We start from the raw sequence: 18314 nt of genomic DNA, 5'->3' as shown, positions 1-18314 counted from the left end.
GCCGACCATGACCCCTGTGCCGCGGCCCGCCGCCGAACTGTCCGCCGACGAAGCCCGCCGCATAGCGCTGCGCGCCCAAGGGTTCCTGGGCGCGCCCGACAGGCGGGCCGGGGTGCGGGGCGTGCTGCGGCACCTCGGCGCCGTACAGCTGGACACGATCTCGGTGCTGGCGCGCTCGCACGAGCTGATTCCGTACGCCCGGCTCGGCGCGGTCGGCCGCAGGACGGTCGAGGACGCGTACTGGACCGAGGGTCACAGCTTCGAGTACTGGTCGCACGCGGCCTGCATCCTGCCCGTCGAGGAATGGCCGCACTTCGCCTTCCGCCGCCGCGCCTACCGCGCCCGCCCGCACTGGAACCACGACCTCCCGGACGGTACGTACGACACGGTCGTCAAGCAGCTGCGCGCCGAAGGCCCGCTCACCTCGACGGAGTTGGGCGGCGCGAAGAACGGCGGGGAGTGGTGGGACTGGTCGGCCTCGAAGGTCGCCGTCGAGCGCGCGCTGATGTACGGCGAGGTGGTGTGCACCGAGCGGCGCAGCTGGAAGCGGGTGTACGACCTCGCCGAGCGGGCCATCCCCGACGACCTGCTGCACGACGAGCTGGACGACACGGAGTGCGTGCGCCGGCTCGTCCGGCTCGCGGGCGAGGCGCTCGGCGTCGGCACCCGCGCGGACATCGCGGACTACCACCGCCTCAAGGGCGAGCAGTTCGACGCGGTGGTCGCGGACTCCGGGCTGGTGCCGGTGACGGTCGAGGGCTGGTCCAAGCCCGCCTGGGCGGACCCGCAGGCGCTGGCCTCCGAGCCGCGCGGCCGGCATCGTACGACCCTGCTCTCGCCGTTCGACTCGCTCATCTGGGAACGGGCGCGCACCGAGCGGATCTTCGGCTTCACGCACCGCCTCGAGGCATACGTCCCCAAGCCCAAGCGGGTGTACGGCTACTTCGCGATGCCGCTACTGTCGGGCGGAAAGCTGCTGGGCCGCGTCGACCCGGCCCGCGAGGGCTCGACGCTGGTGGCACGCCAGGTGTCCCTGCACGGCTCGAAGTCTGTGGCACCCATGGCGCAGGCGCTGCGCGAGGCGGCGGAGTGGGTCGGCTGCGATTCCGTACGCATCGAACGGGTCGACCGCCCCGAACTCACCGCGGACCTCGTCCGGGCCGTTTCCTGACCCTTGCCCGCGGGTGACCGCTACCGGATCTCGAGGATCTTTTCCCGCATCGCGTAGACCACGGCCTCCATCCTGGAGTGCAGCTGCAGCTTCTCCAGGATGTTGCGGACGTGGTTCTTCACGGTGTTCTCGGAAATGAACAACTCCTTGGCGATGTCGCGGTTGTTCATCCCCGTGGCGACGAGCTTGAGCACCTCCAGCTCCCGTTCGGTGAGCCGGGGCGCGGGCACAAGTCTGCGCTCGTCGGTGCGCTGGATCATCGACTTGAACTCGGTGAGCAGCTTGGACGCCATGGACGGGCTGATCTGCGACTGCCCGTCCGCCACCGCGCGGATCGCCGTGGCCACCTCGTCGGTGGAGATCTCCTTGAGGAGATAACCCGTGGCGCCCGCCTTGATCGCGTCGTAGAGGTCGGCCTCCTCGTCGCTGATCGTCAACATGATGATCTTCGCGCTGGGGGCCACCTCCTTGATGGACGTACAGGCCTCGATGCCACCACGCTTGGGCATCCGCACATCCATCAGCACGATGTCGGGCAGCAGATCGGCCGCCTTGTCGACGGCCTCCGCGCCGTCGCCCGCCTCGCCGACGACCTGGATGTCCTCCTCCTGAGCAAGGACGATCTCCAGCCCGCGCCGGAACAGGGCGTGGTCGTCCACCACCAGGACCCGGATCGGCTCCTTGCGGGAGCTGCCGTGGTCCGCGTCGGCAGCGACGACTGGGGCACCGGCGTGGTCCGCGTCGTCGTCGCGAACCGGCCCGAAGCTGTCCGTCATCGTTCCTCCCCCTGAGGCCGTGGCCTGAAGATCACGTGTGGTCAGCCAACGTCAGTGCACAGCGCACCGGTTGGCTTGCGAGGCCATGCTTTCATGCCCGGACCGAAGAGCGGTGATCCAGTGGTCGCACGATGGTGCCCCTGGGGGCGCACGGGGCGCTCCAGGGGCACCACCTACCTGCTGTGGCGGCCGTCGTCAGCCGCCGAGCGCACCTCCGGCGCCGCCAGCCTCGGATCCCGCCAGCGGGTCGGTCTCCAGGTGGATGACGCCATAGTCATAGGCGTGCCGTCGGTAGACGACACTGGGCTGCTTCGTCTCGGAGTCGACGAAGAGGTAGAAGTCGTGCCCGACCAGCTCCATCTCGTAGAGCGCCTGGTCGAGCGTCATCGGTGCTGCGGTGTGGACCTTCTCGCGGACCACCAGCGGTCCCTCGCCCTGGATTTCGAGCGAACCGATCCTGGTGGTGGGAATGGATTCCGACGCCTCTTCGGCGTGCGGCCGGCCATTGGCGTTCAACTCGGCGACGCCGGGAACGACATCAGCCACTTCGGACGCCGAAATGCGGCCGTTGCCACGGCGGTTGTGGCGCTTCTCATGCTGCTTGCGCAGCCGCGCCTCCAGCTTGCCGGTAGCGAGGTCGAGTGCTGCGTACGGGTCGCCGGCCGCCGCCTCCGCCCGGATCACCGGGCCTCGGGAGTGGAGAGTGATCTCCACTCGGTCGGAACGGTCGGCCTGCCGCGGGTTGTGCTCCTTGGACACCTCGACGTCCAGGCTGATCACCTTGCCGTCGAGCTTCTGGATCTTGTCCAGCTTCAGCTTCTCGGCCACGTGCTTGCGGAACCGCTCGGGCACCTCGGTCTTGCGGCCCTTGACGACGATGTCCACGCAGAACTCCGTTCCCGGATAGCCCCGCCCGCTCGCAGGCTGCGGAGCGTCTCCCTGTTGCACCAGACTCCGGTGATCACCGGAGCCTCGGACTTGGCGACTTTCACCTCCTCCTCCCCAGTCGACAAGATCCCCACCCCACCAACTTTCGAGGCTGGTATTTCCTCGAATCTCTGACCGAAAGCCCGGAAGCACGGCAGTACATTCGGTGAGGTACGGCGATCGCCATTCCTCACAACCGAACATAGCTCGATCGGAGCGCTGTCGGCACCCGCTACCAGCGCGTACCTCCGTTCAGGGGTATTTCTCCTCTCACTACCTGCAACGTTCCGACTACTCTGTCAGTTCCGGTTCATTCGGAAAGAGAGTGGCGGGACCGCGACAACGGCTGCGCTCAGCTGCATGGGGCCGGGAAATCGCAGCCCCGCGGCCGCGCGCAGCGCCCGCGCCGCCTCGACCAGCGACGCCCCCGTCGTCATGAGATCGTCCACCAGCACCGCCCGACCGCCCTCCAGAAGCCGTCCGCCGCCGGCCGCGACCTCCAGGGCCCCCGCCAGATTCGCCACCCGTCCACGGGCCGTGAGGCCCGACTGGTCGGCCACTGCCCGCCCCTGCCGCAGCACCGGAAGCGCCCTCGCCTCCGTCCCCGTACGCCGCAGCTCGCCCGCGGCGGCCAGAGCGATCCGCCGCGCCGCGTCGTGCCCCCGCTCTCTGACCGCTCGCCGCGCCGACGGCACCGGTACGAGCAGCAGCGGCCCCGCTTCCCGGGCGGACCGCGGGAAGCCGGCTCGCACCGCCCCGGCCAGCGCGACGCCCAGGGGCCGGGCCAGCCCCAGCGCTCCCCGCTCCTTATGGGCAAGCAACACCGCGCGTACCGCATCGGCATACGGTGCGGCGGCGTGCACCACCGGCAGGCCCGCGGGCTCCGGCACAGGCCTCGCCCGGCGCGCTGCCGTGCCGTACAGCGCCTCCGCGCACTCCTCGCACAGCGGGGTACGCGGAGTGCCGCAGCCGCCGCAGTCGACCGGCAGCACCAGACCGGAGATTTCCCTCCACCAGGCCCGCATGGCAACCCACTCTGCCAACAGCTGGAGAGCTGTGCCACCCCTGTGGATAACTCTCCGTAAATGGGTCTGAGCCGGGCGTGACTACCCCGGGTAGACCGGCGACGAGCCCTTCTTCACCAGCGTCTGCCAGTTGGCGCCGACCGGGAGCCGCACGATGCCGTCGTCCTCGGAGTGCGCCACCAGCGGGCGAGTCTCGTCGTCCCACGCCGCGACCGCCTTGACCCGGTTCAGCCCCGGCAGCACGCTCACGTCCGAACTCGAGCCGTCCGTCTGCATATAGCGCACCTGCTGCACCCCGCCGGACTCCTTGCCGACCACCACGAGCCTGCTGGGACCGGCCCAGGAAACGGCCGTCACTGTCTCCATCTGCGGTGCGGCAGGCCGCAGTTCCGCGACGGACACCACTGGGCTGCCCTTGGGGCCCGGGCGCTCCACGCGTCCGATCTTCAGCGTGGTCTTCCCGTCCTTCGTCAGCAGCAGCGCGATCCGCACACCGTCCGCGGACACCTTCAGCGCCTCGATGCGCGCGCCGTCCAGCCCGGGGATGATCTTGACGTTCTGGGGCGGGCCCGCGCCGTCCGCCAGACGCCACAGGGCCGGATGGTCAGGGTCGCGGTCCGCGACCCACAGATCGCCACGCCCGTCCCAGCTGGGGGCCGAAAGGCGGTTGCGGGTGCTCTTGCCGACGCTCTTCACCACCGCGTCGCCCAGCTCGCTCTCCGCGGCTATGGACGACACGTACAGGCGGCTGTTGTCCTTCGAGACCGCCGCGGCGGTGTGCTCGTCGCGGGCCACCCCGACCATGCTCATGGGCAGCTGCCCATTGCCGAACGGCCCCGGCACGTTCTCCGGCTCGGTCATGTCCTTCGCTCCGCCCGCCAGCAGCGCCAGCCGGAACTTGTCGTCGACGAAGTACTGGTTGACCGGCCTGCCCGAGACGTGGTCCGGCGCGTGACCCTCCGCCTGACCGCTGTTGAGCACACACAGCTGCGAGCCGTTCGCACGCTGCAGCTCCACCTGCTCCACCCTGGTGGACCTCAGATCCTTCAGAGTGAACAGGATCTGCGCCGCCATCTTCATGCACTGCTGGCGGTCCACATTGGACGCCTTCTCATTGAGCGGCACCTTCAGCGCGTTACGGTCGTCGAACGCGAGCGCCTTGGTGCCCTCCTTCAGCGTCGTACCGGTCGGGAAGGGCGACTCGACCACTGGCTTCAACCAGTTCGTCGGCCCGTCCAGCAGCGTCTTGACCGACTGCGTGACGGGATCCATCCGGGTCACCGGATCCAGCCGCTGCCGGATGTAGACCGGGTCGGCCACCAGGATGGTCCGCCCGGAGGCGAAGTAGTACTTGTTCACCGAGCGGTAGTTGCGCTGGAAGTCGGATGCGCCGAGCACCAGCCCCGGCGGCAGGTTGTCGATACGCCACTGCTTGCCGTCCGGACCGTTCTGCTGCGACAGATGAATGGTCCGGCGGTAGTCGGTGGGCGTGACCGGCTGATAGGCGTGCTGAGTGTCCACCGTGGCGATCTGCTTGCCCAACAGCGGATAGTCGATACCCGGATTCTCCGCGTCGCCCGGGCTTGCCTGTCCCGCGTCCGGTGCGGCCGACAGCACCGTGGTGCCCGCCTCCGGCCGCCACTTCTGGGACGTCTCCGGCATCAGATACGTCCGCGCGGTTGCGAAATTGGCATCGTCGCTGGTCATCGCCTCCAGGAAGCCCGTGACGATCTCGTGGGGAGTGGCCCCCTTCCGCGGCGGCACCGCGTACACCCGCACTTGCGAGTCCGCGCCCTGGGACGCCTTCACGGCATGAATGTCACCGCTGTCGGGCATCGAGGCGCACCCGGCCATCAGAACACTGCCGCAGCCGAGCAGCGCCGACACGCGCAACGCGCCTCGGCGGCCGTTGCGACGGGAATCAGCGCCCACGAGTCGTGTCCTCCCGGTCCGAAGAAACCTGTGCCGCGGAGTCGTCGTGCCGCTCCTCCACCTGACGCGCAACCACCCGGGCACCGCTGCCCGGCAGCGCCGCGGGATTCACGCCCGTCGGACCCGTACGAGGCCGCACCGGAGCACGCGGCGGCCCGGGCAGGGGCAACCGGTCCGTCACCGGCTGAACGGGCACGGACGCCAGCAGGTGCCCGCTCACCTTCGGCTCTGCGGACAGGGCACGCTCCCTGTTCTGCCGCGAGTCCTCCGGCTCCAGCGGTATCGGCGAACCGCGCAGCGGCTCGTCCGCCGTACGCGGCAGGGTCAGCCGGAACTGCGAACCCCCGCCTGGCTCACCCCACGCCTGCAGCCAGCCGCCGTGCAGCCGGGCGTCCTCGACCGCGATGGACAGACCGAGCCCGGTGCCGCCGGTGGTCCTGGCACGCGCCGGATCCGCCCGCCAGAAGCGGTTGAACACCCGGGTCGCCTCCCCCGGCTTCAGTCCCACCCCGTAGTCGCGCACGGCGACCGCGACAGCCCCGCCGGCCACTGCCATCCGCACCACCACGTCCCGGCCCTCGCCGTGCTCGACGGCGTTGACGACCAGGTTCCGCAGGACACGCTCCACACGCCGGGGGTCGGCCTCCGCCACGACCGGCTGCTCGTCGCCGATCACCCGTATCCGGCTGCCCTTGCGCTCGGCCAGCGGCTCGGCGCCGCCGATCACCCGCCGTACCACCTCGCGCAGATCTATCGGCTCGGCCTCCAGCGCCGCCGCTCCCGCGTCGAAGCGGCTGATCTCGAGCAGATCGGAGAGCAGCGACTCGAAGCGGTCGAGCTGATCCCCGAGCAACTCGGCGGAACGCGCCGTCACCGGATCGAAGTCGATGCGCGCCTCATGGATGACATCGGCGGCCATCCGTACGGTCGTCAGCGGCGTACGCAGCTCGTGCGAAACGTCCGAGACGAACCGCCGCTGCATGCGGGAGAGCTCCTCCAGCTGCTGGATCTTGAGCTGGAGGTTCTGCGCCATCTTGTTGAATGCCTCGCCCAGTCTGGCGATGTCGTCCTCGCCGGTGACCTTCATCCGCTCCTGGAGGCGGCCCGCGGAGAGCCGCTCGGCGATCCCCGCGGCCATCCGTACGGGCGTGACAATCTGCCGCACCACCAGCCAGGCGATGGCTCCCAGCAGGACCACCACGAACAGTCCGGCCGTGGCGAGGGTCCCCCTGACCAGGCTGAGCGACTGCTCCTCCTGCGCCAGCGGGAAGAGGTAGTACAGCTCGTAGGGATTGCCCTCGATGTCGTTCAGCCGCGTACCGATGACCAGCCCGGGCTCCGGCTCGTGCTCATCGTTGTTGTACTTGATCCGGATGTACGTCTCGTACGTCCCGGTCCCCTGGTCGACGGCTTCCCGAAGTCCCTCGGGGATGCTCGCAAAGTCCACGCTCCCCGAGGTCCGGGGCCCGCGGCTGGAACCCGCATCCTCGGAGCCGGAACTCAGCGCCACCACGTTGAACGCGCCCTGACCACCACTGGCGAGCTGCTCCACCAGATCGGACCGCCAGGAGCTCCGGGCGGTCCTGCCGTCCGTCGTGGCGCCGTCCTGCCCGCCGGGCCCGACCGGCGCGTTCGCCCTCTCGCGCGCCACCGCGAAGCCACCGGCCGCCTGACTCTGGGCCGCCTTCCCCTTGGCGTCGAGCAGACCGTTACGCACCTGCCCAATGACTACAAGGCCGAGCAGCAGCACCACGCCGAGCGACATCAGCAGTGTGCCCGCGACCACCCTGAGCTGGATGTTCCGCCGCCACAGCCGGACGGCCGGCAGCAGCGGACGGCGCACCCAGCGCATGACGAGCCGGAGGATCGGGCCGCCGGGCGCACTGTCCTGGGGCGGCCGTCCCCCATGGAGCAGACGGCCGAATCGCGAAGGCTCACGCCCCGGTCCGGCAGCCCGCCCCGTACGGACTCCCGGCTCCCCGGGCTTCGGAGCAACACTGCCTCGGGACATGTCAGCTCGGCCCGGCCTTGTAACCGACACCACGGACGGTCACCACGATCTCCGGGCGCTCAGGGTCCTTCTCGACCTTGGAACGCAGCCGCTGAACATGCACATTGACCAGCCTCGTGTCCGCCGCGTGGCGGTAGCCCCACACCTGCTCGAGCAGCACCTCGCGGGTGAACACCTGCCAGGGCTTGCGGGCGAGCGCGACCAGCAGGTCGAACTCGAGCGGGGTGAGGGCGATCGACTGCCCGTCCCGCTTCACGGAGTGACCGGCCACATCGATGACCAGATCCCCGATCGCCAGCTGCTCCGGCGCCGGCTCCTCGGACCTCCTCAGCCGCGCCCGGATCCGGGCGACCAGCTCCTTCGGCTTGAACGGCTTGACGATGTAGTCATCGGCCCCGGACTCCAGGCCGACCACCACATCCACCGTGTCGCTCTTGGCCGTGAGCATCACGATCGGCACGCCGGACTCGGCCCTGATCAGCCTGCACACCTCGATACCGTCCCGTCCGGGCAGCATGAGATCCAGCAGTACAAGATCCGGCTTGGCCTCACGGAAAGCGGCAAGTGCCTTGTCGCCGTCCGCTACGAACGACGGCTCGAAACCTTCACCACGCAGCACAATCCCGAGCATCTCGGCCAGTGCGGTGTCGTCATCGACGACAAGGACTCGTCCCTTCATAATCGACATCATCCCATTAGCTAATCGTTACCTGGCGTGACCTGGCACACAGCTCCGCTATTCCACCCCCGGTGACCGGGGACAATGCTCCCTGCTCGGTGACTATCGCCGTCACCAGTTCCGGGGGTGTGACGTCGAACGCCGGGTTGTACGCCTGCGTTCCCAGCGGCGCCACCGGCAGCCCGCCGCTCACTCCCCCTCCGGCCGCCGCTATCTGCGGCGCGGTGACCTCCGTCACCTCCTGTCCAGGCCGTTGCTCCACCTCTATCGACGCCCCGTCCGGCGTGCTCAGGTCCACCGTCGTCGTCGGCGCGACCACGATGAACGGTACGTGGTGGTATTTCGCCAGCACCGCGAGCGGGTAGCTCCCGACCTTGTTCGCCACCGATCCGTCGGCGGCGATCCGGTCGGCCCCGATCAGTACGGCATCCACCTCCCCCGCCGCGAAGAGCGACCCCGCGGCATTGTCCGTGAGCAATGTGTACGGCATTCCGCCGCGCGCCGCCTCATAGGCGGTCAGCCGGGAACCCTGCAGCAGTGGCCTCGTCTCGTCCACCCACAGCCGCCGCAGCCGCCCCGCGCGGTGCGCCGTGAGCGCCACGGCGAACGCGGTGCCCTCACCGCCCGAGACCAGCGCCCCGGTGTTGCAGTGGGTCAGGATCCGGTGACCGCCACCCGGCAGCAGCTCGTCGAGCAGCACCAGCCCGTGCTCAGCCATCCGGGCGCTGGCCGCGGCATCCTCCCGGTGCAGCGCCTTGGCCGCGGCCAGCGCCGCCTGCCCCGCCTGCTCCGCGTCCGCCCCCTTCTCCGCCGCAGCCCGGTACGCGGCCGCCGCCTGCCGCACGCCGTATCCCAAGTTCACGGCGGTGGGCCGCGCCTGCTCCAGCAGCCCCACTGCCTCCTCCACGTCGTATCCCCGCACAGCGGCGAGGGCCACACCATAGGCGCCCGCGATGCCCAGCAGCGGCGCCCCACGAACGGCGAGCGTCTGGATCGCCCGTACCAGGGCAGGCACATCGGTGCAGACCAGCTCGACCTCCTCGACGGGCAGCCGGGTCTGGTCGAGAAGGACCAGTACGGGCCCTTCCGGTGGCTCGTCCCAGCGCAGCGCAGGAAGCACGGGCGGCTCCGCGCCGACCGGGTTTTGTACGTACTGATCAGCCATCCGCCCAGTCTGCCCGGTGAGGCACCGACAAAGAAGGTGCGAAGGAGATACAGGGGCCCGCCCACCATCGTGCCACGCGTGGCACGATGGCAGCCAACCTGCCATCCCGCTACGGGGACCGGCATCGTGAACGTGCCGACTCGCCGAGCCGGCCCCATGACCAATCCATGAGGTGGACGACCGTGAACGACACTCCGGGCTGGGCCTCGCCCGGATCTGCTCCCTCCGACGGCCAGGACGGCGGCGTGCCCCGGCCCGCCGCGGCCGGTGACGAGAGCAGCCCCGCCTCGAAGTGGTCCAAGGAGCAGCCGCCCCCGGGACAGTGGTCCGCGCCGACCGCCCCGGGTGCCAACCGCGTCCCGGCTCCACCGCCACCGCCGGCGCCCGGCTGGGGCGGCGGTCAGCCGCGCGGCGGCTGGGGCCAGCCTCCGGCCGCCAAACCCGGCGTCATCCCGCTCCGTCCGCTGGGAGTCGGCGAGATCCTCGACGGCGCGGTGTCGACCCTGCGCGCTCACTGGCGAACGGTGCTGGGCATCACGATCACCGTCTCCGTGATCACCGAGATCGGCAACATCCTCGTCGACCGCTACCTGCTCCCCGACCCGCCCGAGGTCTCCCCGGACGCGGACCCGTCGGAGGCTTTGAGGCAGTCGGTGGACTCCCTGCAGTCCAGCCTGCTCGCCATGGGCCCTGTGCTGATCATCACCCTGATCGCCACGCTCTTCACCACGGCGCTTCTCACCGTGGTGATCAGCCGCTCGGTGCTGGGCCGCCCGGTGACGCTCTCCGAGGCCTGGCACGAGGCACGGCCCCGACTCCCCCAACTGCTTGGTCTGACCGTGCTGTTGCCACTCATGAGCGCCGGCATCATGACCGTGGCGATTCTGCCCGGCCTGCTGCTGGGCACCGGTGGGGGAATCGCACTTTCCGTACTCGCAGGCCTGGGGGCCTGCGTCGTGATCCTCTGGCTGATGATCCGGTTCGCCCTTGCTTCTCCCGCGCTCATGCTGGAGCGCCAGGGCGTCATCGCATCCCTGCGCCGCTCCGCCAAACTGGTCCAGGGCGCCTGGTGGCGGACCTTCGGCATCGTGGCGCTGACGCTGCTGCTGACGCTGCTTGTGTCGATGATCATCGCTGTGCCGTTCGGTCTGATCGCGTTCGCAGTGGACGGCAGCGGGTTCGGCGACCTGTTCGCCGGGACCACCCCTGACTTCGGCTGGCCGTTCCTGATCATCACGGGAATCGGCTCGGTGATCGCGTCCTCCATCACCTACCCGATCTCCGCCGGCGTGACCGTCCTCCTCTACATCGACCAGCGCATCCGCCGCGAGGCCCTCGACATCGAACTCGCACGGGCCGCGGGCGTCGCCGGCTACGGCTCCGAGCCGCCTGGCAACGCCCCCTCCAGGAGCTGATGCGGTGTCCACCACGGGGGGCGTGACAATGGCGCGGCTGCCGATCCGCGCGAACGACGACGTACCGGTGGACACACCCCGCATCCCCGCCCGGGAGGCGGCGGAGCGGGAACTGTCCAAGCCGATGTACCACGAGAACGACCCGAGCCTGCTCCAGCGCGCGCTCAACCGCTTCTGGGACTGGATCGGCGGCATCTTCGACGCCGCGTCAGGCGCCGCCCCCGGCGGCCCGCTCGGTCTTCTCGTCGTCGCCCTGCTCGTCGTCGGCCTGATCGCCGCCCTCTGGTGGCGACTTGGCACACCCCGGCGCACCCCCGGAACCGCGGACTCCCTCTTCGACGACAGCCCCCGCAGCGCATCCGAACACCGCACCGCCGCCGAGGCCCACGCCGCCGCAGGACGCTGGAACCAAGCCGTCCAGGAACGCATGCGAGCAATCGTCCGCTCCCTGGAGGAACGAACCCTCCTCGACCCGCGCCCGGGCCGTACCGCCGACGAAGCCGCCGCCGAAGCAGGCCGCTCCCTCCCCGACCACGCCGACGGACTCCGCACCTCCGCCAGGGAGTTCGACGACGTGACATACGGCGGCCGCACAGCCGACCGGCAGGCGTATCTGCGCCTGCGTGACCTCGACCTCGAACTGGAGCGCGCCAAGCCCCGACTGAGCGGCGCGGCCCAAGGAGCAGCCGAATGACCGGGGCGACCCTCAGCTCCACCTCCATGTCCCCCACCAGCCGCCAGGTGTGGACCCGCACCCGCGGCCTGCTGCTGGCGCTCGTCATCCTCGTCGCAGCCGGGATCGCCATGGCCGCCCTGCGCTCCGGGGACCAGCACGGCCGGCTCGACCCCCGTTCCGCCGATCCTTCCGGCAGCCGGGCCGTCGCCGAACTTCTCAAGGACCGCGGCGTCTCCACCCGCGTGGTCACCACGCTCGACGAGGCCACCACCGCGGCCGGCCCCGGCACCACCCTTCTGGTCACCGCACCCGACCTTCTGACGGACCACCAGCAGGAGACCCTCCGCACCGCGACGGCCAACTCCGGCGGGCGCACCGTCGTCCTCTCCGCCGGCCCCACCTCGCTCGACGCGCTGGCTCCGGGCGTCGACAGCGAAATCCCGGCCCCCGTCTCGGCACGCACCCCTCAGTGCTCCCTCCCCGCCGCCCGCAGCGCCGGCAACGCCGACCTCGGCGGTGAGCGGTACTCCACCCAGAAGCCCGGCGCCGACAGCTGCTACCCGAGTGACGGCCTGCCCACCCTCCTCAGGATCGACGACCCCGGCAATGGCGACACCGTCCTGCTCGGCTCCCCCGACATCCTGTACAACCAGCGTCTGGACAAGCACGGCAACGCCTCCCTCGCCCTGCAACTCCTCGGCTCCCGCACCCATCTGGTCTGGTATCTCCCCTCGCTCAGCGACAGCTCCGCCGCCCAGGACAGCGCCGACGGCGACAGCACTTTCCTCGATCTCATCCCCTCCGGTTGGCTCTGGGGGACACTCCAACTCACCCTCGCCGCCGTCCTGGCAGCCATCTGGCGCGCCCGCCGGCTGGGCCCCCTCGTCACCGAACGGCTTCCCGTAGCCATCCGCGCCTCCGAGTCCACCGAGGGCCGCGCCCGCCTCTACCGCAAGGTGAACGCCCGCGACCGCGCGGCATCGGCCCTGCGCTCCGCCACCCGCACCCGCCTTGCCCCGCTCCTCGGCGTCCCCCCGGCCGACGCCCACTCCGCCGCGGCCCTGCTCCCGGCCGTCTCGGCCCATCTCCCCACCGGCGACCGGGATCTCAAGGCCCTGCTCTTCGGCCCGGTTCCGGCCAACGACATCGCTCTCGTACATCTGGCAGACCACCTCGACGCCCTCGAAAGAGAGGTACGCACTTCATGAGCGCCCCGACCCCCGAGACAGCTGAGAACTCGGACCGCGCCCGCACCTCCCTGGAGGCCCTGCGCACCGAGATCGCCAAGGCCGTGGTCGGCCAGGATCCCGCTGTCACCGGACTCGTCGTGGCCCTGCTGTGCCGCGGCCATGTCCTCCTCGAAGGAGTACCGGGCGTCGCCAAGACGCTCCTGGTCCGCACCCTCGCGGCCTCCCTCGAACTCGACACCAAGCGCGTCCAGTTCACCCCCGACCTCATGCCCAGCGATGTCACCGGCTCTCTCGTCTACGACGCGCGCACCGCCGAGTTCTCCTTCCAGCCCGGTCCCGTCTTCACCAATCTCCTTCTCGCCGACGAGATCAACCGCACTCCGCCCAAGACCCAGTCCTCGCTCCTGGAAGCAATGGAAGAGCGTCAGGTCACAGTCGACGGCACCCCCCGCCCGCTGCCGGACCCCTTCCTGGTCGCCGCGACCCAGAACCCGGTCGAGTACGAGGGCACCTACCCCCTTCCCGAAGCCCAACTGGACCGGTTCCTCCTCAAACTGACGGTCCCTCTACCGTCCCGCGAGGACGAGATCAATGTCCTGACCCGGCATGCCGAGGGCTTCAACCCCCGCGACCTCCGGGCTGCGGGCGTGCGCCCCGTCGCAGGCCCCGCCGATCTGGAAGCGGCCCGCGCTGCCGTCTCCAAGACCTCGGTCTCCGCCGAGATCGCCGGCTATGTCGTCGATATCTGCCGTGCCACGCGTGAATCCCCCTCACTCACCCTCGGTGTGTCTCCCCGAGGCGCCACAGCCTTGCTCTCCACCGCCCGCGCCTGGGCCTGGCTCACCGGCCGCGACTACGTCATCCCCGACGATGTGAAAGCCCTGGCCCTGCCCACCCTGCGCCACCGGATCCAGCTCCGGCCCGAAGCGGAGATGGAGGGAGTCACCGCCGACTCCGTCATCACCGCGATCCTCAGCCACGTCCCCGTCCCCCGCTGAGGCACCGACCCATGGCCCTCACCGGAAGAACCGCACTCCTCGCCGCTCTCGGCTCTCTCCCCGTGGGCATCCTGGCTCCGAGCTGGACCGGGATGCTCGCTGTGAATGCGCCTCTGTCACTAGCAATCTTGTGCGACTACGCCCTCGCAGCGCCAGTGCGAACGCTCCGATTCACCCGAAGCGGTGACACATCAGTTCGACTGGGTGACGCCGCCGAAGTCCAGCTGACCGTCACCAACCCCTCCAGCCGCCGCCTGCGCGCCCGCCTCCGGGACGCCTGGCCCCCGAGCAACTGGCTCACCGGCACCGAACAGGCGGCATCCCGACACAAGCTGACCGTCCCCGCAGGCGAACGCCGACGTATCACCACCGTCCTGCGCCCCACACGACGCGGCGACCGCCAAGCCGTCCGCATCACCGTCCGCTCGTACGGACCTCTGGGCCTAGCCGCCCGCCAAGGCAACCACAAGGTCCCCTGGACCGTCCGCGTCCTGCCGCCCTTCACCAGCCGCAAGCACCTGCCGTCCAGACTGGCCAGACTCCGCGAACTCGACGGCCGCACCAGCGTCCTCATCCGCGGCCAGGGCACCGAGTTCGACAGCCTCCGCGACTACGTCCCCGGCGACGACACTCGCTCCATCGACTGGCGCGCCACAGCCCGCCAGACCACCGTCGCCGTACGCACCTGGCGCCCCGAACGCGACCGCCACATCCTCGTTGTACTCGACACCGGCCGCACCTCAGCCGGCCGAGTCGGGGATATCCCGCGCCTCGACGCGGCCATGGACGCAGCACTGCTCCTTACCGCGCTGGCCTCACGCGCCGGCGACCGTGTAGACCTGCTGGCCTACGACCGCCGCATCCGCGCCCAGGTCCAGGGCCGCTCAGCGGGCGACCTCCTGCCTGCCCTGGTCAACGCTCTCGCTCCCCTCGAACCCGAACTCGTCGAAACCGACGCCCGCGGCCTCAGCGCCGCCGCGCTGAACAGTGCCCCACGTCGGTCCCTCATCGTGCTGCTCACCAGCCTCGACGCCGCACCCATCGAAGAGGGCCTGCTCCCCGTTCTCCCGCTGCTCACACAGCGCCACACGGTGCTTGTGGCATCGGTGGCCGACCCCCACATCCAGCGGATGTCCACCGCCCGAGGCACCATCGAGGATGTTTACGACGCCGCTGCCGGCACCCAGGCCCAGGCTCAGCGCCGCCGCACAGCAGAGCAGCTCCAACGCCACGGTGTCACCGTCGTCGATGCGACTCCTGACAACCTTGCGCCTGCCCTTGCAGACGCCTACCTCGCGCTAAAGGCTGCCGGCCGCCTCTGAGGGAGGCGGTGGCAATTGCTCTGGGAGGCGGTTGCATTGCCCCTTGAACGCAGAAAAGCCCCGCACCAAAATGGTGCGGGGCTTTCCCACAAAGATTGTTCGGCGGCGTCCTACTCTCCCACAGGGTCCCCCCTGCAGTACCATCGGCGCTGAAAGGCTTAGCTTCCGGGTTCGGAATGTAACCGGGCGTTTCCCTAACGCAATGACCACCGAAACTCTATGAAGATATCGATCCGGAGCCCCGGCCATGGGGGTTCGACAGTTCGTTACTTCAGAACTGACACAGTGGACGCGAGCAACTGAGGACAAGCCCTCGGCCTATTAGTACCAGTCAGCTTCACCGGTTGCCCGGCTTCCACATCTGGCCTATCAACCCAGTCGTCTACTGGGAGCCTTACCCTCTCAAGGAGGTGGGAGTCCTCATCTCGAAGCAGGCTTCCCGCTTAGATGCTTTCAGCGGTTATCCTTTCCGAACGTAGCCAACCAGCCATGCCCTTGGCAGGACAACTGGCACACCAGAGGTTCGTCCGTCCCGGTCCTCTCGTACTAGGGACAGCCCTTCTCAAGACTCCTGCGCGCGCAGCGGATAGGGACCGAACTGTCTCACGACGTTCTAAACCCAGCTCGCGTACCGCTTTAATGGGCGAACAGCCCAACCCTTGGGACCGACTCCAGCCCCAGGATGCGACGAGCCGACATCGAGGTGCCAAACCATCCCGTCGATATGGACTCTTGGGGAAGATCAGCCTGTTATCCCCGGGGTACCTTTTATCCGTTGAGCGACGGCGCTTCCACAAGCCACCGCCGGATCACTAGTCCCGACTTTCGTCCCTGCTCGACCCGTCGGTCTCACAGTCAAGCTCCCTTGTGCACTTACACTCAACACCTGATTGCCAACCAGGCTGAGGGAACCTTTGGGCGCCTCCGTTACCCTTTGGGAGGCAACCGCCCCAGTTAAACTACCCATCAGACACTGTCCCTGATCCGGATCACGGACCCAGGTTAGACATCCAGCACGACCAGAGTGGTATTTCAACGACGACTCCCCCTGAACTGGCGTCCAGAGTTCACAGTCTCCCACCTATCCTACACAAGCCGAACCGAACACCAATATCAAACTGTAGTAAAGGTCCCGGGGTCTTTCCGTCCTGCTGCGCGAAACGAGCATCTTTACTCGTAGTGCAATTTCACCGGGCCTATGGTTGAGACAGTCGAGAAGTCGTTACGCCATTCGTGCAGGTCGGAACTTACCCGACAAGGAATTTCGCTACCTTAGGATGGTTATAGTTACCACCGCCGTTTACTGGCGCTTAAGTTCTCAGCTTCGCCACACCGAAATGTGACTAACCGGTCCCCTTAACGTTCCAGCACCGGGCAGGCGTCAGTCCGTATACATCGCCTTACGGCTTCGCACGGACCTGTGTTTTTAGTAAACAGTCGCTTCTCGCTGGTCTCTGCGGCCACCCCCAGCTCAGAGTGCAAGACTCATCACCGGTGATGGCCCCCCTTCTCCCGAAGTTACGGGGGCATTTTGCCGAGTTCCTTAACCATAGTTCACCCGAACGCCTCGGTATTCTCTACCTGACCACCTGAGTCGGTTTAGGGTACGGGCCGCCATGAAACTCGCTAGAGGCTTTTCTCGACAGCATAGGATCATCCACTTCACCACAATCGGCTCGGCATCAGGTCTCAGCCTTGATGTGTGACGGATTTGCCTATCACACGGCCTACACCCTTACCCCGGGACAACCACCGCCCGGGCTGGACTACCTTCCTGCGTCACCCCATCGCTTACCTACTACCACCTTGGGCCGGCGGCTCCACCACTCCCCTTCACCCGAAGGATCCAGGGCGGCTTCACGGCCTTAGCATTAATGGGCTCGATACTGGGCGTTTCAAAGCGGGTACCGGAATATCAACCGGTTGTCCATCGACTACGCCTGTCGGCCTCGCCTTAGGTCCCGACTTACCCTGGGCAGATCAGCTTGACCCAGGAACCCTTAGTCAATCGGCGCACACGTTTCTCACGTGTGTATCGCTACTCATGCCTGCATTCTCACTCGTGTACCGTCCACCACTCGCTTACGCGGCGGCTTCACCCGGCACACGACGCTCCCCTACCCATCCCAGCGGGCGTTGGCCCTCATGCTGGAATGACACGACTTCGGCGGTACGCTTGAGCCCCGCTACATTGTCGGCGCGGAATCACTTGACCAGTGAGCTATTACGCACTCTTTCAAGGGTGGCTGCTTCTAAGCCAACCTCCTGGTTGTCTCTGCGACTCCACATCCTTTCCCACTTAGCGTACGCTTAGGGGCCTTAGTCGATGCTCTGGGCTGTTTCCCTCTCGACCATGGAGCTTATCCCCCACAGTCTCACTGCCGCGCTCTCACTTACCGGCATTCGGAGTTTGGCTAAGGTCAGTAACCCGGTAGGGCCCATCGCCTATCCAGTGCTCTACCTCCGGCAAGAAACACACGACGCTGCACCTAAATGCATTTCGGGGAGAACCAGCTATCACGGAGTTTGATTGGCCTTTCACCCCTAACCACAGGTCATCCCCCAGGTTTTCAACCCTGGTGGGTTCGGTCCTCCACGAAGTCTTACCTCCGCTTCAACCTGCCCATGGCTAGATCACTCCGCTTCGGGTCTTGAGCGCGCTACTGAACCGCCCTGTTCGGACTCGCTTTCGCTACGGCTTCCCCACACGGGTTAACCTCGCAACACACCGCAAACTCGCAGGCTCATTCTTCAAAAGGCACGCAGTCACGACGCAAGGAACAAGTTCCTTGCGCGACGCTCCCACGGCTTGTAGGCACACGGTTTCAGGTACTATTTCACTCCGCTCCCGCGGTACTTTTCACCATTCCCTCACGGTACTATCCGCTATCGGTCACCAGGGAATATTTAGGCTTAGCGGGTGGTCCCGCCAGATTCACACGGGATTTCTCGGGCCCCGTGCTACTTGGGTGTTGCACAAGCAAGCCGCTGATGTTTCAGCTACGGGGGTCTTACCCTCTACGCCGG

The 18314-nt window shown here is 68.0% G+C and carries 13 protein-coding genes and 2 rRNA genes (1 of these 15 only partly in view); 6 read left to right on the top strand and 9 right to left on the bottom strand.

All coding sequences use genetic code 11. The annotated features are described in order from the left end of the window. Positions 1–7: 7 nt before the first annotated feature. A complete protein-coding gene (locus QFZ67_RS23690) occupies positions 8–1171 on the top strand; it encodes a winged helix-turn-helix domain-containing protein (protein ID WP_307663080.1) in 1164 nt (387 codons plus the stop codon). Positions 1172–1191: 20 nt separating this feature from the next. On the opposite strand, the gene QFZ67_RS23685 is transcribed toward QFZ67_RS23690, so the two are convergent. From QFZ67_RS23685 to mtnA, 7 genes are all read right to left on the bottom strand, one after another. Next, positions 1192–1947, bottom strand: coding sequence for a response regulator transcription factor (locus tag QFZ67_RS23685; RefSeq protein ID WP_307663079.1), 756 nt, complete (start codon positions 1945–1947; stop codon positions 1192–1194). A gap of 195 nt (positions 1948–2142) precedes the next feature. Then, positions 2143–2832, bottom strand: a complete 690-nt coding sequence (gene hpf, locus QFZ67_RS23680) for a ribosome hibernation-promoting factor, HPF/YfiA family (protein WP_307663078.1) — start codon at positions 2830–2832, stop codon at positions 2143–2145. 341 nt (positions 2833–3173) lie between these two features. Further along, positions 3174–3899, bottom strand: coding sequence for a ComF family protein (locus QFZ67_RS23675; RefSeq protein ID WP_307663077.1), 726 nt, complete (start codon positions 3897–3899; stop codon positions 3174–3176). An 81-nt stretch (positions 3900–3980) separates the two neighbouring features. Beyond that, the gene (locus tag QFZ67_RS23670) at positions 3981–5831 is read right to left on the bottom strand and encodes an LpqB family beta-propeller domain-containing protein (RefSeq protein WP_307663076.1); all 1851 of its coding nucleotides are present in this window, start codon (positions 5829–5831) and stop codon (positions 3981–3983) included. Beyond that, on the bottom strand, positions 5821–7842 hold the full coding sequence (gene mtrB, locus QFZ67_RS23665) for an MtrAB system histidine kinase MtrB (RefSeq protein ID WP_307663075.1): 2022 nt from the start codon (positions 7840–7842) through the stop codon (positions 5821–5823). The genes QFZ67_RS23670 and mtrB overlap by 11 nt, the downstream gene beginning before the upstream one ends. Position 7843: 1 nt before the next feature. Then, positions 7844–8533, bottom strand: a complete 690-nt coding sequence (gene mtrA, locus QFZ67_RS23660; protein ID WP_205375139.1) for an MtrAB system response regulator MtrA — start codon at positions 8531–8533, stop codon at positions 7844–7846. A 4-nt stretch (positions 8534–8537) separates the two neighbouring features. Then, on the bottom strand, positions 8538–9686 hold the full coding sequence (mtnA, locus tag QFZ67_RS23655) for an S-methyl-5-thioribose-1-phosphate isomerase (protein WP_307663074.1): 1149 nt from the start codon (positions 9684–9686) through the stop codon (positions 8538–8540). 182 nt (positions 9687–9868) lie between these two features. On the opposite strand from mtnA, the gene QFZ67_RS23650 reads away from it, so the two are divergent. The 5 genes from QFZ67_RS23650 to QFZ67_RS23630 are packed head-to-tail and all read left to right on the top strand — an operon-like array spanning position 9869 to position 15287. Further along, positions 9869–11101 carry a hypothetical protein gene (locus tag QFZ67_RS23650; RefSeq protein ID WP_307663073.1) on the top strand — a complete coding sequence of 411 codons (1233 nt, stop codon included), beginning with the start codon at positions 9869–9871 and terminating at the stop codon, positions 11099–11101. A gap of 4 nt (positions 11102–11105) precedes the next feature. Beyond that, positions 11106–11795: a DUF4129 domain-containing protein gene (locus QFZ67_RS23645; protein ID WP_307663072.1), complete on the top strand. Its 690-nt coding sequence runs from the start codon at positions 11106–11108 to the stop codon at positions 11793–11795. Beyond that, the gene (locus tag QFZ67_RS23640) at positions 11792–12985 is read left to right on the top strand and encodes a DUF4350 domain-containing protein (RefSeq protein ID WP_307663071.1); all 1194 of its coding nucleotides are present in this window, start codon (positions 11792–11794) and stop codon (positions 12983–12985) included. Before QFZ67_RS23645 ends, QFZ67_RS23640 begins: the two co-directional genes overlap by 4 nt. Continuing rightward, positions 12982–13965 carry a MoxR family ATPase gene (locus QFZ67_RS23635; RefSeq protein ID WP_307663070.1) on the top strand — a complete coding sequence of 328 codons (984 nt, stop codon included), beginning with the start codon at positions 12982–12984 and terminating at the stop codon, positions 13963–13965. Before QFZ67_RS23640 ends, QFZ67_RS23635 begins: the two co-directional genes overlap by 4 nt. 11 nt (positions 13966–13976) lie before the next feature. Then, positions 13977–15287 carry a DUF58 domain-containing protein gene (locus tag QFZ67_RS23630; protein ID WP_307663069.1) on the top strand — a complete coding sequence of 437 codons (1311 nt, stop codon included), beginning with the start codon at positions 13977–13979 and terminating at the stop codon, positions 15285–15287. Positions 15288–15384: 97 nt separating this feature from the next. On the opposite strand, the gene rrf is transcribed toward QFZ67_RS23630, so the two are convergent. Both rrf and QFZ67_RS23620 read right to left on the bottom strand, forming a co-directional pair. After that, a 5S ribosomal RNA gene (rrf, locus tag QFZ67_RS23625) occupies positions 15385–15501 on the bottom strand. An 87-nt stretch (positions 15502–15588) separates the two neighbouring features. Continuing rightward, positions 15589–18314: ribosomal RNA gene (locus tag QFZ67_RS23620) — 23S ribosomal RNA — on the bottom strand; it runs 397 nt beyond the window's last position.

Source organism: Streptomyces sp. V1I1, assembly GCF_030817355.1.
Taxonomy (GTDB): domain Bacteria; phylum Actinomycetota; class Actinomycetes; order Streptomycetales; family Streptomycetaceae; genus Streptomyces.
The sequence above is the reverse complement of the archived record's forward strand: the minus strand, read 5'-3'. Positions and strand labels throughout refer to the sequence as shown.

Bases quoted from the DNA above. Each gene is read 5' to 3' on its own strand.
- QFZ67_RS23690 (WP_307663080.1), top strand. From the start codon at position 8: ATGACCCCTGTGCCGCGGCCCGCCGCCGAACTGTCCGCCGACGAAGCC.
- QFZ67_RS23685 (WP_307663079.1), bottom strand. From the start codon at position 1,947: ATGACGGACAGCTTCGGGCCGGTTCGCGACGACGACGCGGACCACGCC.
- QFZ67_RS23675 (WP_307663077.1), bottom strand. From the start codon at position 3,899: ATGCGGGCCTGGTGGAGGGAAATCTCCGGTCTGGTGCTGCCGGTCGAC.
- mtrB (WP_307663075.1), bottom strand. From the start codon at position 7,842: ATGTCCCGAGGCAGTGTTGCTCCGAAGCCCGGGGAGCCGGGAGTCCGT.
- mtrA (WP_205375139.1), bottom strand. From the start codon at position 8,533: ATGATGTCGATTATGAAGGGACGAGTCCTTGTCGTCGATGACGACACC.
- mtnA (WP_307663074.1), bottom strand. From the start codon at position 9,686: ATGGCTGATCAGTACGTACAAAACCCGGTCGGCGCGGAGCCGCCCGTG.
- QFZ67_RS23640 (WP_307663071.1), top strand. From the start codon at position 11,792: ATGACCGGGGCGACCCTCAGCTCCACCTCCATGTCCCCCACCAGCCGC.
- QFZ67_RS23635 (WP_307663070.1), top strand. From the start codon at position 12,982: ATGAGCGCCCCGACCCCCGAGACAGCTGAGAACTCGGACCGCGCCCGC.
- QFZ67_RS23630 (WP_307663069.1), top strand. From the start codon at position 13,977: ATGGCCCTCACCGGAAGAACCGCACTCCTCGCCGCTCTCGGCTCTCTC.